Origin of the sequence: [Bacillus] enclensis, from assembly GCF_001456935.1 — a bacterium.
Classification (GTDB): Bacteria; Bacillota; Bacilli; order Bacillales; family Bacillaceae_B; genus Rossellomorea; species Rossellomorea enclensis.
The window spans coordinates 17,467-33,605 of the sequence record NZ_KQ758490.1; the positions used below are offsets into that span (position 1 = coordinate 17,467).

General features: G+C 41.6%; 21 protein-coding genes and 1 other annotated feature. Of the genes, 17 read left to right on the forward strand and 4 right to left on the reverse strand.

Features of this window, described 5'->3' with window-relative positions:
- The first annotated feature begins 1 nt into the window (after window position 1).
- From AS034_RS19850 to AS034_RS19890, 9 genes are all read left to right on the forward strand, one after another.
- Window positions 2-424 carry a GNAT family N-acetyltransferase gene (locus AS034_RS19850; RefSeq protein WP_058299896.1) on the forward strand — a complete coding sequence of 141 codons (423 nt, stop codon included), beginning with the start codon at window positions 2-4 and terminating at the stop codon, window positions 422-424.
- A 26-nt stretch (window positions 425-450) separates the two neighbouring features.
- Window positions 451-993, forward strand: coding sequence for a DUF402 domain-containing protein (locus AS034_RS19855; RefSeq protein ID WP_058299897.1), 543 nt, complete (start codon window positions 451-453; stop codon window positions 991-993).
- A gap of 47 nt (window positions 994-1,040) precedes the next feature.
- Entirely contained in the window at window positions 1,041-1,544 is a 504-nt protein-coding gene (locus AS034_RS19860) for a VanZ family protein (RefSeq protein WP_074440092.1), read from the forward strand.
- 365 nt (window positions 1,545-1,909) lie between these two features.
- Complete coding sequence (locus AS034_RS19865; RefSeq protein WP_058299898.1) at window positions 1,910-2,485, forward strand: HAD-IA family hydrolase; 576 nt, start codon at window positions 1,910-1,912, stop codon at window positions 2,483-2,485.
- A 19-nt stretch (window positions 2,486-2,504) separates the two neighbouring features.
- Window positions 2,505-3,299, forward strand: coding sequence for an aminoglycoside phosphotransferase family protein (locus tag AS034_RS19870; RefSeq protein WP_058299899.1), 795 nt, complete (start codon window positions 2,505-2,507; stop codon window positions 3,297-3,299).
- A 329-nt stretch (window positions 3,300-3,628) separates the two neighbouring features.
- Complete coding sequence (locus AS034_RS19875; RefSeq protein WP_074440093.1) at window positions 3,629-4,411, forward strand: alpha/beta fold hydrolase; 783 nt, start codon at window positions 3,629-3,631, stop codon at window positions 4,409-4,411.
- Window positions 4,412-4,508: 97 nt separating this feature from the next.
- Window positions 4,509-4,928, forward strand: a complete 420-nt coding sequence (gene fosM / locus AS034_RS19880) for a FosM family fosfomycin resistance protein (RefSeq protein WP_074440095.1) — start codon at window positions 4,509-4,511, stop codon at window positions 4,926-4,928.
- Between the two features lie 85 nt (window positions 4,929-5,013).
- Complete coding sequence (locus AS034_RS19885) at window positions 5,014-5,379, forward strand: hypothetical protein (protein ID WP_058299901.1); 366 nt, start codon at window positions 5,014-5,016, stop codon at window positions 5,377-5,379.
- Window positions 5,380-5,397: 18 nt separating this feature from the next.
- The gene (locus AS034_RS19890) at window positions 5,398-5,949 is read left to right on the forward strand and encodes a GNAT family N-acetyltransferase (protein WP_058299902.1); all 552 of its coding nucleotides are present in this window, start codon (window positions 5,398-5,400) and stop codon (window positions 5,947-5,949) included.
- A gap of 46 nt (window positions 5,950-5,995) precedes the next feature.
- Here AS034_RS19890 and AS034_RS19895 read toward each other — a convergent pair whose 3' ends face one another.
- Window positions 5,996-6,514, reverse strand: a complete 519-nt coding sequence (locus AS034_RS19895) for a GrpB family protein (RefSeq protein ID WP_058299903.1) — start codon at window positions 6,512-6,514, stop codon at window positions 5,996-5,998.
- A 142-nt stretch (window positions 6,515-6,656) separates the two neighbouring features.
- A complete protein-coding gene (locus tag AS034_RS19900) occupies window positions 6,657-7,073 on the reverse strand; it encodes an SRPBCC family protein (protein WP_058299904.1) in 417 nt (138 codons plus the stop codon).
- A 213-nt stretch (window positions 7,074-7,286) separates the two neighbouring features.
- On the opposite strand from AS034_RS19900, the gene AS034_RS19905 reads away from it, so the two are divergent.
- The 6 genes from AS034_RS19905 (at window position 7,287) to AS034_RS19925 (ending at window position 11,167) form a co-directional block, all read left to right on the forward strand.
- Complete coding sequence (locus tag AS034_RS19905; protein ID WP_058299905.1) at window positions 7,287-8,096, forward strand: PP2C family serine/threonine-protein phosphatase; 810 nt, start codon at window positions 7,287-7,289, stop codon at window positions 8,094-8,096.
- A 71-nt stretch (window positions 8,097-8,167) separates the two neighbouring features.
- Window positions 8,168-8,710: a cysteine hydrolase family protein gene (locus AS034_RS19910; RefSeq protein WP_058299906.1), complete on the forward strand. Its 543-nt coding sequence runs from the start codon at window positions 8,168-8,170 to the stop codon at window positions 8,708-8,710.
- A 12-nt stretch (window positions 8,711-8,722) separates the two neighbouring features.
- Window positions 8,723-9,187, forward strand: a complete 465-nt coding sequence (locus AS034_RS19915) for a DUF4306 domain-containing protein (RefSeq protein WP_058299907.1) — start codon at window positions 8,723-8,725, stop codon at window positions 9,185-9,187.
- A 378-nt stretch (window positions 9,188-9,565) separates the two neighbouring features.
- Complete coding sequence (locus AS034_RS19920; RefSeq protein WP_058299908.1) at window positions 9,566-10,441, forward strand: YitT family protein; 876 nt, start codon at window positions 9,566-9,568, stop codon at window positions 10,439-10,441.
- A gap of 255 nt (window positions 10,442-10,696) precedes the next feature.
- Window positions 10,697-10,849, forward strand: a complete 153-nt coding sequence (locus tag AS034_RS23510; protein WP_419184998.1) for a DUF3953 domain-containing protein — start codon at window positions 10,697-10,699, stop codon at window positions 10,847-10,849.
- 30 nt (window positions 10,850-10,879) lie between these two features.
- On the forward strand, window positions 10,880-11,167 hold the full coding sequence (locus AS034_RS19925; RefSeq protein WP_058299909.1) for a hypothetical protein: 288 nt from the start codon (window positions 10,880-10,882) through the stop codon (window positions 11,165-11,167).
- 51 nt (window positions 11,168-11,218) lie between these two features.
- Here AS034_RS19925 and AS034_RS19930 read toward each other — a convergent pair whose 3' ends face one another.
- Together AS034_RS19930 and AS034_RS19935 are read right to left on the reverse strand one after the other, a co-directional pair.
- Window positions 11,219-11,749 carry a GNAT family N-acetyltransferase gene (locus AS034_RS19930; RefSeq protein WP_058299910.1) on the reverse strand — a complete coding sequence of 177 codons (531 nt, stop codon included), beginning with the start codon at window positions 11,747-11,749 and terminating at the stop codon, window positions 11,219-11,221.
- 26 nt (window positions 11,750-11,775) lie between these two features.
- Window positions 11,776-12,300, reverse strand: a complete 525-nt coding sequence (locus tag AS034_RS19935; protein ID WP_336433379.1) for a P-loop nucleotide/nucleoside kinase family protein — start codon at window positions 12,298-12,300, stop codon at window positions 11,776-11,778.
- A 242-nt stretch (window positions 12,301-12,542) separates the two neighbouring features.
- Between AS034_RS19935 and AS034_RS19940 the strand changes: the two genes are divergently transcribed.
- Together AS034_RS19940 and metG are read left to right on the forward strand one after the other, a co-directional pair.
- Window positions 12,543-13,907: a VWA domain-containing protein gene (locus AS034_RS19940; RefSeq protein ID WP_058299911.1), complete on the forward strand. Its 1,365-nt coding sequence runs from the start codon at window positions 12,543-12,545 to the stop codon at window positions 13,905-13,907.
- A 128-nt stretch (window positions 13,908-14,035) separates the two neighbouring features.
- Window positions 14,036-14,298 (forward strand) — a binding site (T-box leader).
- 52 nt (window positions 14,299-14,350) lie between these two features.
- Window positions 14,351-15,988, forward strand: coding sequence for a methionine--tRNA ligase (metG, locus tag AS034_RS19945; RefSeq protein ID WP_058299912.1), 1,638 nt, complete (start codon window positions 14,351-14,353; stop codon window positions 15,986-15,988).
- Window positions 15,989-16,139: the final 151 nt, after the last annotated feature.

The following is a 16,139-nucleotide window of genomic DNA, read 5'->3' on the forward strand; positions in this document are numbered from 1 at the left end:
AATGAAGGAATTATCGTTAAAGAATGGATACTCATATAGATTGAAAGAGTTTGAGGAAGCTGATTTTGCTCAGGTAAACCAACTGAATGCAGAAGAGGAATGGAATAATCTCGTGAAAAAGAAGGAAGACACGAAGAATGCATGGCTTCATTCAAATATAAGATTCCTGGTTTACGACGGTGATACTCTCGCCGGATACGTGAGGGGATTCACGGACTTAAACATAACGACTTATATTTGCGAAGTGCTGATCAACAAGGATTACCGAGGACAGGGAATCGGGTCCGAGCTGATTAAATTCGTCCATCACCTCTACCCGAAAACGAGGATTGACCTGCTCGGATCATCGACATCAAGGACCTTTTACGAAGATCAGGATTATCGGAAGTTTTATGGGTTTAGGAAGACGATTGAGGAGTATTGACGGGAGAGAAAAGGAGTCAGGAAAACATGCTTAAAAGAAAATCTGGTGACCGTTCTGGATGGAAGCGGATTTTAAAAAGGAAGTATGCCCAAACCCATCTTGATTCAGCAGAATTCAGCGGTTACATCACGTTGCTCCAAACAGTGAAAGTTACTGTCCCGTTAACAGTTCCATACGGCAATGACACTCTTTGTATTGTGGACGACGGCTACATGTGGCTGCAGCAATTCCCTAAGGATAAACATCATGTAGTGACAACGGTGTTCGATGCCCAGGGACAGGTTGTTCAATGGTACATCGATATCACCTTGCGCAGTGGAGTGGAATCCGGTATCCCATGGATGGATGATTTGTTTTTGGACCTGGTCTTATTGCCATCAGGAGAACTGATTGTCTTGGATGAAAATGAACTTGAAGAAGCTTTATTGGAAGGAACAATTGCTCAATCTCATTATGATTTGGCTTGGGATGAAGCGGAACGTATTAAGGAGTTAATCAGCAGGGGGAGTTTTGATTTGATAAAATTGTCGAGGGATCATAAGGAGTTACTGAAGGGTATTTTGGAGTGAGGGAGTATGCCGGATATCCCGTTTGTTTACAAAGAATGGAATAATAAATGAGGAAATATTTATTAAAAATAGGATTAGTTACAACTTTGGCCATTTACCTGCTTATTCTTTCAAAACTAATCTTATTCAAACATTTGCCGCTTTCAGAGATCACCAGACATTTTACTTTTAACAGTGATCATGCATATTTGGGTAATCATAATTTCATCCCTTTAAAGACAATTATTTTTTATTTTTACTTAGCAGATGTCAATTTAAATATCCGGGTTGAAAATCTGGTTGGTAATATGATTGGTTTTGCACCGTTCGGTTTCATGCTGCCGCTTTTAACAAAAAGGTTTTCAACTATAAAGAATATTATTGCTGCCACATTGTGCTTGAGTTTACTATTTGAGCTGATTCAATTTGTTTTTAAATTCGGCAGTTTCGATGTGGATGATCTGATTTTGAATACGCTTGGCGGATTGCTGGGGTATTGTATATTTTCTGTGTGCAGGAGTATGCGGGTACATTGTAAAGGCCGTGAAAGTAAAGTTTTCAAAAGTGAGTAAATCAAATGTCTCGCTTAATCGTACTTAAGGAGAATTACCATGCTGCCTCAATGTGAAAATTGTCATTCAACATTCGGCTGGAAAAAGGTCTATCGCTACATATTGGGACCGCAATATAAGCCTTTTAGCTGTGACGGCTGCGGTCAAGATCATTAAATTACGGTGAGTGGACGATTGGTGAATAGCCTGCTTATGATTGGCCCATTCTGGATTTTCGTCCAATTCTTTTCACCATTTTCTAATATTTCTCTGACTGTTGGGGTTGGATTTTTCCTTGGTTTTTTCGGCTCTCTCTTAAGCCCTTATTTTACTAAAATAAAAAGGGATCAGACATCTTACTATTAAAAGAAGAAAGGATGGTACAAATGAACATACTATGGGATTTTGACGGAACACTATTCGATACTTATCCTGCATACACACGAACCCTCTCTCAAGTGCTGGGGGAGGGCGCTGATAATCAAGAAATCTATGATAAGTTGAAAGTTTCCTACTCTCATGCAATCGAGTTTTATAACATTTCGCCTGAGCAGGTAGAGGAGAATGAGCGGCTTAAGAAAGAACTATCCCCTTTGGATATGAGGCCTTTTGACGGAGTTGAAGAAGTACTGAAGTTTGCCGGCCGAAATGTAATCATGACCCACAAGGACAGGGACGGGGTCCTTGCGATACTCGATCATTACGGCTGGACGCATTATTTTGCAGATATCGTCACGATCGACGACGGGTTCCCGCGCAAACCGCATCCGGCGGCATACCAGCATTTACATACGAAAAATAAAATTGACCTCGCTATCGGGGACAGGGATTTGGATTTATTGCCGGCAAAGGAATTGGGGATTGCTGCATGCATGTTTCAGGGTGAGTCGGATATTGCGGATTATCATCTGGATGATTTCAATGACTTTTTTGATGAAGTTATTCCTCTACTAAAAAAGTAACATTAATGGAGGTGAACATATGTCAAACCAAGAAAACGAAGAGCCACTCACCGGAGGAAATGTCTCAAGCGTATACCGATTAAAAGACACGGTCCGCCGTGAACTAAAACCGGAAAGCTCCAAAATTCATAAACTATTAAAGCACTTGGAAAAGAAAGGATATAGATATTCTCCAGCATTCCTGGGGATCGATAATAAAGGCAGGGAAATCCTTTCTTTCATAGAAGGGGAAGCGGGTAACTATCCTTTAAAAGAGTACATGTGGTCAGATGAGGCGTTGGAGGGGATTGCGAACATGCTCCGTCTTTATCATGATGCGGTCAACAATTTTCAATTCGATGATAGCTGGCAGCCGATCGATAACACCCCGCAGCCTTATGAGGTCCTTTGCCACAACGATTTTGCCATTTACAATATCATCTTTAATCAAAATAAACCGGTTGGGATCATCGACTTCGATGTAGCAGGACCGGGTCCGAGAATGTACGACATCGCCTACACGCTATACACGTGTGTGCCTTTAAGCAGGCATTATCATTCTGAAGCAGGTGAGGAAGTACTCTATCAATCTGATAAAGATGGGGCACGGATCAAACGAAGAGTGAATTTGTTCTTTGAAGCCTATGGGATGGAGTTTGAAGAAGATTTTGTTGATATGGTCTTACTGCGTTTGGAAGGGATATGTAAGACGATTAAGCGAAAAGCCGAAGAAGGCGACGACGCCTTTCAAAAGATGGTGGATGATGGGCATGTCGAGCATTATAAAAAGGACATTGCGTTTGTCTTGGAGCATGGGGAAGAGTGGAGGTCTTAGTGAAGAAGAAGGACAAAAATGTCCTTTTTTTATTGAAAAGTGGTGAAAAAATCTGATTAAGTCGGCTTGTATTGTCATAATGGTGCTTGCTCCTTGAAGTTAAAAACAATATATATAAGGTATTTAAAGGCTCAGAACCGAAAATATTAATATATTAATCTTAATTGCGCCTCTTTTCGAATATTTACGCCAGAATCTTGTTTATTGCGCTACTTTTTAATTTATTGCGCCACTTTCCTGATAATTGCACCAGTTGTCGAATTTTCCACCAGCCATATGCCGGTCAGAACAACCAGTACATGAGCTATTCCCAGAAAGGGGAAGTATTAATGCAAACTTGGGATAGACAATTGATTACTACTTCACGCGGTACGTTTGAAGTGTTCATAAAAGGCAGTGGTAAGCCGCTCTGTGTCACCCACCACTACTCAGAGTTCAATGAAACGGGTGACTATTTTGCAGAAACTTTTACATCCGATCACCAGGTCATTCTAGTTAACTTAAGGGAAGCCGGGGCCTCGGAAAAAGCTCATGAACCGTACCAGATGAGCATGCTGGAAACCGTCTTTGATTTAGAAGCCATACGCGACAGCTTTGATTTTGACATATGGGGCTTTGCCGGCCACTCTACTGGCGGGATGCTCGGAGTCCTTTATGGAATCTATCATTCGGACAGCCTTTTGTTCTCTGTCATCACCGGAGCGGCAGCAAGGGAGTACATGACGTTTTCAAAAGACTGTATTTACAATCCGGAACATCCCGATTATCAAATCATGCAGGATTACATGGAGACGCTCAAACAATCGGGTTTGATTGAAACAGAAAGAAAGAGGATCAGTGCCGAAAGAACAAAATTATCCCTGTTTCAACCCGAGAGGCATGACCAATATTTTTCTCTGTCGATCCACAAAAGAATGTCAGGTGTCAGGCTGAATTATTTCAGCAGGGAATTACATGTGTTCGATGTAACAAGGAAGTTGAATTTGATCACATCGCCTATTCTAATTATTTGTGGCAGACACGATGTTCAGTGTCCGGTTTCTTACTCGATTGAAATGGCAGGAGAGATCCCGCATTCTCAGCTTGCAATATTTGAAGAAAGCAACCATTAACCATTTTTAGAGGAGAAAGAATTGTTTTGTGAGGTAGTTGGGAGTTTTACAGAACAGGCGTCGGGACTGGGACAAAACCAAGAGAGGTGAGAAAATGCTGATAAAAGGTCTTAATCATTTCTTATTCTCTGTATCTGATTTAGAAAAATCCATTTTATTTTATCAAAGAGTATTTGAAGCCAAGCTGATGGTGAAAGGCCGTAGTACAGCTTATTTTGATTTGAACGGAATGTGGCTGGCCCTCAATGAAGAAAAGGGTATCCCGCGTAACGAAATCCATCAGTCATACACACATACTGCTTTTACAGTAGAAGAAGCTGAATTTGATGACATCGTACATAAGTTAAAGAAAATGAATGTCAATATCCTGGCCGGCCGAACTAGAGATGAAAGAGATAAAAGATCGGTTTACTTTACCGATCCCGATGGTCATAAATTTGAATTTCATACAGGTACACTGGGGGACAGGCTGGATTATTATAAGAAGGAAAAAGGGCATATGGATTTCTATGAATGATAACTAATTTCAAGTGTACCTTTTGGAACCTTCCTGTCTCTTCATCCGTACTTGTAAAATACCCAAAAAGAAAAGAGGCGGGAGCATGGAATTAGATTATCAAACAGAACCAGACTATCAACCGGATCCAAAGAAAAACGGGACACGGACTTTTTTGAATAGTATAGGTTTGGTGATATTCGGAGGGTTCTTGCTTCAGAGCCTGACCGTTCCTTTTACGATTACTGGCAGTGGAGAGTTTTCAAAAATCGAAGAGATTAAAATGAGTGCGGGTGAATCCAGGGAGTTTTCTCTCTTCACGCTGGTGTGCGGTGTTTTATATTACCTGCTTGTGAACCTTTACTTCAGCGGGGAAAAGGGGCGGGGGATATGCCTTTTTATTATCGCCTCCCTTGGTATTTTCAGCATAATGATGGCGGTTTATTTAGTGCAGCACCCAATGTCTCATTAAAAAAAGGAGAATACAGACATGATCAAGCTTGAGTATTTCAACCGATCTGACTTTGATCAACTCATTGAGTGGATCGATTCGCCTTCGTTTTTACTGCAGTGGGGAGGGCCGGAGTTCGATTATCCTTTGGATGACAAACAACTGGAACTTTATATTGAGAACGCAAATAATGAAGAGGGGGATACCCTGATTTACAAGGTTGTCGATGAAGAGACTGATAAAGCAATCGGTCATATTTCACTGGGGAAAATAGATCGAACCAATATGTCGGCCCGTATAGGGAAAGTGTTGGTTGGCAGCCTGCAGACAAGAGGAAAAGGCATTGGCCAGAAGATGATCAGGGAAGCTTTGCGGATTGCATTTGAAGAACTGAATTTACACAGGGTCAGCCTCGGCGTGTTCGATTTTAACACTGCTGCCATCGTCTGTTATGAAAAGGCGGGCTTTAATAAAGAGGTTCTGCTCCGGGATGCCAGGAGAAACGGTGATGAGTACTGGAGCTTGTGGGAGATGGGCGTTTTGATAGATGAATGGAAAATGGCTTTACCCAGTAATTCTAGAGGGATATGAGGATGTCCGTTCCTCTTTTGGACATCCAATTTATTAGGAATCCCAATTATGAAAATTTCAATTTAGCTTTTTCAATAATCTCCCTGATAAACGGTTCTTTATGCTCTGTATACGCTGGCCTATTAAACTTAAACCTCTCGGCAAGCTCCTTTTTAAGCCGGGCATATTCTTCAGCTGCCTGGGGATGGATCCTTAAATAATCCCGAAATAGTAATTTCTCATTCCACTCAGTACCCTGGTATTCACAAACGTGCAAATGACAGGTTCCGTTGCCCCACAAACCTTTTCTGAAAAACCTTCTATCCGTTAATTCCGGTTTTGGCACATACTCAAAGTTAATCTGGCTCAGAGGTTCAATAAGTATTTCTGTTCGATTTAAATCATCAATGCCGACCATGATGTCGATGATTGGTTTGGCTGTTAAGCCTTTTATTGAGGTGCTGCCGATGTGCTCGACAGCTGAGATTTCAGTGCCAACCACTTTCATAATCTGTTCTTTCTCATATTCAAATTTGTTTACCCACTCCTTGGAGTAGGGACTTAACTGTACGGTTGAGTTTGACATGGAATCACCTGCTAACGAATATAATTAAGGAATTTGGTCCCTCGTTGATAAATTTTGCCCGACATACCCGGTTGGGAATTTGCCATGCTTAAAACTGGAAAGAAAAACAGAGAGCCCCCTGGTTATTCAGAGGCTCTTTCTCTTAGTTTTCCACATAACTCTTAAACCGATCGAGTATCGCCTGCCAACCTTGCCGCTGCATGTCGACCGGATTCTCGGAATCGGGATCGAACGTCTCCACGATTTCGGTTTTGTCGCCATTTGCTTTGAAGGTGATACTGACGGTCCTGCCATCTTCCATTGAATACGCGATGACCTCGTTTGCTTTGACCTCATCATATGTGCCGCCAAAATCAAATCCGAAGCTGCCGTCTTTCGCTTCCATCCTTGAAAGGAACTTACCGCCTATACGCAAATCATTCTCGGCAAACGGGGTGTGCCAGTCATCCGAAGCCGCATTCCATTTGGTAATGTGGTTTGGTTCCGTCCAGTATGCCCAGACCTTTTCTACCGGTGCCTGTACAGTGGTCTGAATGGTGATTTTTTCAGATGCTCCCATTTTGATTACTTCCTCTCCATTAGAAAATATTGTTCAAAAAGGTTACTGGATGAATCTATTTCTATTGTACCCGATTCCTCAGCGGTGCTGTATTATTTTGAAAACAATTATGTAAAAAAGACTTCTGAGGGATAGTGAAATTTTTCTTGAATATGTTAGATTGTTTTGAAATAATTGGTAGTAAATAGAAAATTGTGACTTGGAGAATACATGATGAATAATAAACTAAAAGAGTACAACTGGATAGGCAGTCAAAGCGATTTCGTGGATACCATCAGCATCGTACCTGTAAACCATATCTCATTGGGGCGTTTTGGAGGCAATTCTCTAGCAGGTCAGTACAAGAATGAAGATGGATGCATAATCTGGGCAGACGAACAGCAGGATTGGGAATTTGCAGTACTGATGGATGCACATCAATCAGCAGATAGTGCGGAGTTGGTCGTCCATCAGATTTATAAGTATAAAAGGGACATTCAAGAAATATTGTCATTGTCGTTTGAACGATCGCTCCCAAAAATAGAGGGGGAAATTTTAACGATCTTTCAAGAAAAAGAGTTCCTTTCTTCCTGCCGTAAAGTAAACGGTGAGACGGCCTGTCTGCTCGTGCTGAGAAAAGACAAGTATCTGTGGTGGTTCTCGATCGGAGACTGCATTGCCTATCTGTTTCATCCAGAGCTTGCCGGCCTCGGACAGTATCAAGTTAATCAAAGACACTTCTTTGAATGGATTGGACGAGTCAATACATTTGACCAGGCAGTCCCTTGTTTCAGCAGCGGTATGAGGGAACTCAGAAAAGGTATGAACAGGATCATGTTAACAACTGACGGCCTTGTTGAATGTCCGAATGATCCTTTTTCCAGTGCTGAAAAAATCTATGAAGCTATTAAAAACCAGCCATTGAACAAGGGAATAAAGGTTCTGCTTGAGGTAATCAAAGAGAATCATGTGAGAGACAGTACCACGATCATCGCCTGGGATGTGAATATAGTAGAAGAGGTGTCTATACCAAGTGATGCGTAAAATGTTCTTAATTATATTTAAATTAATTAAGGCGGTTAGATAGGAAGAATGTTGATAAAGGAGAGAACGAAATGAGCAGCGCTTTAGTAATTATCGATGTACAAAAAGGTATGTTCCTTGATGAAGCACCTGTATACAAAGGTGAAGATCTGATTTCCACCCTGCAAACTTTGCTGGAGAAAGCACGTGCGACTGGAATCTCGGTCATTTACATCCAGCATAACTCACCTGCTGGTAAGTCTCTTGAGTATGGGACTGAAGGTTGGGAAATACACGATGATATCAAACCAATTCCCAGGGATTTGGTCATTCAAAAAACAACACCAGATTCGTTTTTTAACACGACATTTGAAAGCGAACTGAATAATCTTGGCATCGACCATCTGTATCTTGCTGGTATCCAGACAGAAGCATGCGTGGATACGACCTGCCGGTGTGCATTCGGCAAGGGGTACAAGGTCACGTTAATTTCTGATGCACACAGTACTTGGGATTCAGGTGAATTGACTGCACAGCAGATTATCAATCATCATAATGGGGTCCTGCGGTGGTTTGCGGATGTGTATCCGTCCAGTAAGGTTAAATTTGAGGCGGTTGAACCGCACCAGACATGAGGAGGGATAAAAGTGAATCGTGCCGTAACCCAAATAGGACTTGGGGTCGCAGTCCTGTTATTTTCACTGTTTGCAACGTTGTTTGAAGGATCAGAGATAGTGGAGAGACCCTTTGAATGGGAGTACTCCACTCCTTTTTCCGGTGATGTAAAAGAAGGAAGTGACATTTCAAAACTTGATTATTTTGTCTATGCAATCAAGTTCAAGCCGACATTCCCGATCGTGTTGGCAATAAGCATAGTCTATGTATTGGTGGTGGCAGGGTATCTATTCATTAGTAGAAAAAGATTCTACAGTCTTTACCTGCCAGTTCTGGCAGTTCTGCAGTTAATAGTTGGCTGGTTTATGTTTTCAGCTACAACATCAGGAGCACAAGCGTTATCTTATGTGTCTATAGCTTGCGGACTAGTGTTTTTGCTTACTGTTTTAATGTATTACTTTGCCCCTTTTGGCAGCAGAGTTGTTAACAGGAGATAGAGTTGCGGGTCGTGGATGGGTCGTGGGGACAGGTTCCCTGACCCGTTTTTTGTTAGGTTGGGTATTGAATGAGTGGTTTTTAGTAATCATTCTGTTAGTAATGGACTGACATCCCCTATTGGCAAGAAACGTTGGAGTTATACAGGGGTATTGAGGGGGCAGGCATTATTTTTATTATCAAAAATCCGGATATATTATCAAAACCGAACCATTTATTATCAAATATAAAAATATATTATTAAAAACTAGAGTTACCGTCCATTATACCTGCAGGTGTATGAACAAAGGGACGGCCCCAATATACTGTGCCTCGTTACGACAAAAATCCAGTCAGTATGATAAACTAAAAAATACACCAAGAACGAAGAGAGGAATAACATGAGTACAATTAAAAAGCACAGGGCCGGTAATAAAGCAAAGTTGATCTTCCGGGGTTTTATGGTCATCCTTGGGGGATTCATTGCTGCTTATGGCCTGGAAACCGTATTAATCCCAAATAACGTGTCTGATGGAGGAGTGACCGGTGTAAGTATCGTCGGTTCAAAGCTGTTTGGCCTGCCGCTCGGGGTGCTGATTGCCTTACTGAATATACCTTTTGTCTGGCTTGGATATAAACAAATCGGTAAAAGTTTCGCCGTCAATTCGATACTCGGAATCGCATCATTGGCGATCGGGACAAAATTGATGCATCATACGCCTGCAATCATTGAAGGGGATACGCTGTTAGTCACGGTTGTCGGCGGGATCATCCTCGGACTTGGTCTTGGTATCGCATTGCGAAATGGCGGTGCCTTGGATGGCATTGATATGCTCGCAGTACTGCTTTCCCGAAAACTGCCGTTTGGAACAAATGACTTTATCCTGATGCTGAATGTCGGGGTATTTGCGATCGTTTCAACAGTATTCGGCCTGCAGGGAGCCATCCTTTCAGCCATTGCTTATTTCATTGCTGCAAAAGTCATACATATCGTAGAAGAAGGTCTGAGTGGATCGAAAACCTTCCAAATCATCACGACGGAACCGGAACTCATGGTCGAAACCATCCGTGATCGGTTAGGCCGCAGTGCCACTTACAAAGAAGCATACGGTGGTTATTCACATGAGAAATTCAAAGAAATCACCTGCGTCATCAACCGCCTCGAAGAAACAAAACTAAAAGAAATCATCAATGAAATCGATCCGGGATCGTTTATCACCGTATATGAAGTGGCAGAAGTGAAGGGCGGAAATTTCAAGAAGAGGGATATTCATTAAATGATACAACTCACGTATAACATTTTACTGGGGAAATTCCTTCAGGATCGGACTTATCCATATCAGGGTAAGTCTTTTTTTATGAAAATTTTCTTGAGAAGACTAGTGTCATTTGAAATAATTAGTAGATAGCTATACTGTGTTCAGTTACCATCAATACAGAGGTGGGAAAAGAGTTGAACATACTAATCTATTCCTTGCGGCAAAAGGCATCTGGCTAGGTTTCACGCATTTTTTCATTGCAGAAGTCCGAATATATCTTTATGTTTTTTCTCCTATTTATCACTAGCGTTTTTATTATGGGGAATCGAACAGTTAAAGGATAAGCAACTGAAGACAGGTTATTTTTACATCGTTGTTGCAGTTTTTATGTCTTTAAATCTTATTTGGTTAAAAATTGCGCTTTAATCTGAGTGTGGGGCTGGGGAGGAGTGTCAAATGGATAGGAATAAGCTAAAAGTCTTCACTACCATCTCATTTTTTATAGCGATTTTCACGATTGTTGTTATTCCAGTCTCGATTCATGCATCTGTGCCAAAAGGTATTGGGATAATTGCTTTTCTGCTTTCTGTGATTGGCATACCCTTGAGCATCGTTTCCATGTTCAGCAAAGAAAATATAGCGAAAAGAATATTTGCTTTGATTGTCAATCTGCTGCCATTAAGCTTGTTTACTTATGCTTTTGTGTTGGAATTAGTAGATGAATTTCTTTTGTCGGCGCCTTAGGCGAGTGAATCGAAAAACGGCAGCGAAATGGCTGCCGTTAAAAATCGTTATTCAGAAAAAGGCAGGTGAATATCGCACAATCCCATGCGTTCTTTTAAGAGCACCTTCGACTAATTCCAAAGCCAAAAACACCTCATCTGGAACCTCAAAGGGAGCTTTGATATTCCACCGTGAAGCCCGTTCGAATCCAAACTTAGGATAATAATCTTTGTGACCCAGTACGATGATTGAGCCATATCCAAGTTCCCGAGCCTTCTCAATGGCTGCCCGGATCAATGTACTTCCGATTCCTGTATATTGATATTCTGGCAACACAGAAACAGGAGCGAGTGCAAGGGACTCTGTGGTACTTGCATCGTTTTCTATTTGTATCCTCGTAACCATGGTATGACCGACTATATCAGCATCCTTGTTTACAGCAACAAGGGACAGCTCTGGGATGAACGCATCTGAAGTCCTGAGGCGATTGACAAGGAAGTGTTCCTTTTGATCACTGTATCCTGCGTGTTTGAATGCCATCTCAACAACCTTCTCAGTAGCCGCGTAGTCTTCAGGCTTTTCTTTTCTTATTAAAATGGACATGTAATCGTCCCCACTTTCCGCTATATTCAACTTTGTTTTAAATGCGCAACCATAAAACCAGGGTCTTTGATGATGATGTTAACGATCTCTTCTGTTTGCTTATTAGTGGTATCACAAAGAAATGGTTGATTTGACGGTTTTGACTGCAGTTTGTTCAATAAATAGAGAGAACGCTCAATGGAGTTGTTGTCACCCCTCATATAGATGCGTTCCATTAGTTTTTCTTCATCTGCCTTCAACACGATATATTTCATAGTAATCTGCAAATCTGATAGCTGCTTACAAAACCAGTCAAGCTCCTCTTCAACCACAAAGTCAATGACCACATTGAAGCCCTTCCGGATGAAGCCTCTTGTTAGTGCCAGGATATGCTCCCACGTAAAACTCAATCGTTCCTCCCAGGATGCTTCTGCTCCGTGATCAAACATATCCAGAATAGTGTCCCCTTCAATTAGTACACAATTTTTCACATTCTGTGCGAGCTTTTTTGATGTAGTTGATTTCCCAACTCCCAATGGACCGGAAACAAGAAAAATTAATCGGTCTGACAAGTATGAACATCCTTTCCGAATCATCTTTTCTATTGTAAAAATCATATCATATTCCTCATATTTTGTATTAAAACAAGGAGGAGGAATTAAGAAAATATAGTAGTTTAGTCTCGAATGGGGAGGGTAGGTATAAAGTATGTAATTTCCGCTATTTGTAAAAATCGCTCATCATCCAGTCTCCATTTTGTTTACAATAATTCAGTAGGTACATAGATGTGAAGAATAATAATGGAGGAAATATTATGAAAAAATTAATGACTTTTTTATGCTCTGCAGCGATTATTCTTGCTGGCTGCGGTTCTGATGACAAAAAAGAAACCGGTGAAAAAGCTGATGCAGCGCCTAGGCATGATGTGAAAAAGGAAGAACCAACTGAACAGTGGTGGAATGAAGAACCGGAATATTATAAAAAACCAGACACAGGCAGGGAACTGACGGAGATTGAGAATCAATTGATGAGAAAGCCGGGTCCTTTAAGCGGAGACCATTATGATGTACAAAAAGCGAAGAAAAAGCTTGATGAACTGCCGAAAGATGCAAACAAGGATGAAATTGAACGTGCAATCTTGTCCTTGATCCATGAGGATTATCATGAGGAGACGAAAACGTTTATTAAATTCGATCCTTCAGTGAATGTCAATGTCAACCGTCCTGACCAGAAGTCAGAAGAGCTGGCAGCTAAAAAATCGCATTTCGCTATTTTATTGGATGCAAGCGGCAGTATGAATGCTAAGAACCAAAATGGTACCCGGATGGATGAAGCAAAGGATGCCATCAACAGTTTTATCGAGACCCTCCCCGGAAACAGTACGTTATCAATAAGGGTTTATGGCCATAAGGGCTCAAGTGCCGATAAGGACAAAGAATTATCCTGCGGGAACACGGAAAGAATTTATGAAGGCGGGGCGGATTCAGCTAAGGTGACAGTGGCATTGGATAAACTGCAAGCCAAAGGATGGACGCCAATCGGAAAAGCTCTTTCTGAAACCAAAAATGACATTCCGGAAGATGCGGCTGCATCTATTGTTTATGTCGTAAGTGATGGTATTGAAACATGCGGCAGCGACCCTGTGGCAGAAGCGAAAAAACTAGCAGACGAAGGAATCCAGCCGATTATTAACATCATAGGTTTCCAGGTTGATAACGAAGCCCAGACCCTTCTGAAGAAAGTGGCCGAGGCTGGGAATGGAGAATTTTCCTATGTCGATTCAAAGCAGGAATTAGAAAAATATTGGGAAGAAGAATATCAGCGGATGATGGATGCGTGGGACGAATGGAAAGCAGAAGGAATGAAGCAAGCAGATGAAAAAAGCGAGGAATTGATGAATCTGGCAACCGAAACCGGTAATTCCATTATGGATAAATCTGAACTCGAATTTAAACGGGCGGAAGAGTTGATCGCCTATCTTGAGGAAGAACGGAAGTTGGAGAATGCCGGGGATGTGTGGAGTCGCTTCTATGATCGCCAGACTGATATTTGGCAATACGGCTATCACACTTCCACCGACAATTGGCAGGATTCATACCACAACGGGAATGGTGTCTGGCGGGAGTTCTACAATGAAGGGAATGCGAAATGGACCGAGTATTACCATAAAACTTATTGAAGCTGAGCCAGGGGGACAGGTACATTGGCTCGTTTCTCCTGGAGAAGCAATGATGCTTGCAAATTTATCAATTCATTACATGCTTCTAAAAACTTCTAAGTTGTGGCATAATAAGGAAAATAACAAGAACAAATGCAATGATAAGGAAAGTAATTCAACATCATTTTCTTCCAGAGAGCTTCGGGAGCTGAAAAGAAGCAGAAAATCGTTGAGTGAAAATGGCCTTTGAGCTGCGGCATCGACTTCCCATTAGGAATAGATGTTGACGAGATTTGACACTCGTTACAAATATCAAAGTATAGGGAGTCCCTTCTCTCCGTACTTAGTGAGGCTGATCATGTGAGTGATCGGCGAATCAAGGTGGTAACACGAGATAACCCTCGTCCTTAGGCAACTATGTTTGTCTTGGGGCGGGGTTTTTTATTTTTAAAGGAGGAAGAAAGATGACGATATTTATTGGAGGGGCATGGCCTTATGCGAATGGTTCACTGCATTTGGGACATATCGCTGCCTTATTGCCAGGAGATATTCTGGCCAGATACTACAGACAAAAAGGAGAACGGGTCCTTTATGTGTCCGGCAGCGACTGTAACGGAACACCGATTTCGATAAGGGCAAATCAGGAGCATACCACCACCGAGGAGATTGCTGACCGTTATCATCAGGAATTCGAAGTGTGCTTTTTGAAACTGGGCTTTACCTATGACCTTTATACCCGCACAGATGCATACCATCATCACAAGTCTGTGCAGGAGATTTTCCTGAAGCTCCTGGAAAATGGTTACCTTTATAAAAAGACGATCGAGCAGGCATACTGCGAAACCGATCAACAATTTTTACCCGATCGCTTTGTCGAAGGGACCTGCCCAAACTGTGGGGCAAAAGCAAGAGGTGATCAGTGCGATTTTTGTTCTGCCATCCTCGATCCACTTGAATTAATCGGCAAGCGCTGCAAAATCTGTGGAAATCAGCCTTCCATAAAAGAGACAGAGCATTATTATTTTGCGTTCAGCAGATTCCAGAAAAGGTTACAAGGATTTTTGGAGTCAGCACAAAAAAAGAATAGGTGGCGGGAAAATGCCGTCTCTTTAACCAACAGATATTTAAAAGAAGGGGTGCCGGACCGGGCGGTGACACGTGACCTGCCAAACGGAGTCCAGGTTCCCATTGCCGGTTTTGAAAACAAGAAAATATATGTGTGGATCGAAGCGGTATCGGGGTATTTAACGGCAAGTATGGAATGGGCAAAACATGCAAATGAAAAAATAGAAGACTGGTTGAATGAGGAAACCATCTCCTATTATATTCACGGGAAGGATAACATCCCGTTCCATACTGTCATTTGGCCATCGATCTTAATGGGGCTCAACAATCCTGACCTGCCCACACATATTATCTCAAATGAATATCTGACTTTGGAAAAACGGAAGCTGTCGACCAGTCAAAATTGGGCTGTCTGGGTCCCTGACATTTTAAAGAGATATGACCCGGATTCCATCCGCTATTTCTTAACCATCAATGCACCTGAAAATCGGGATACTGATTTTTCATGGCGTGAGTTTATCTACAGTCACAACAGCGAACTGCTTGGTGCCTACGGAAATTTTGTCAATCGTACATTGAAGTTCATCCAGAAATCGTATGACGGTATCGTGCCTAAAGGACAAATTGATAGAGAAATTAAAATGAAGATTCGTCAGCTCTACAAAGAGGTGGGAGCTTTAAATGAAGATGCACAATTAAAAAATTCTCTGGAAACCCTGTTTGAGTTTATTCGCTATGCCAACAAATATTTCGATCAGCAAAAACCATGGATACAGATTCATGAGGATAAGCCTTCGTGCGACGATACGATGACCAATTGCATGTACATTATTTCTAACCTTGCCGCGCTCCTGCAGCCTTTTCTCCCTTTTTCGAGCGAGAAAGTGAAAGACATGCTGGGACTGGGTGAGTTTAGGTGGTCGGAATTCGAGCCAGGGGTAAAGACTCTTAAAGACATAAAGCCGCTTTTTGAGAGGATTGATGTCGGGAAGATTGAAGAGGAGTTAAGCAGGTTGAATGAGGGTGTTTCAAGATAGTAAGCGTCATTTTAATGGAAGAAAGCTCGATAAAGTTAGAATCGGGCTTTTTATTTTTACAAAAACATTGTAGGATAAGGTTATTTTTGGAATAATTAGAATTAAATGAACTATTTGTGATGAATAAAATTAGTTTAAATAAAGTCAGAAT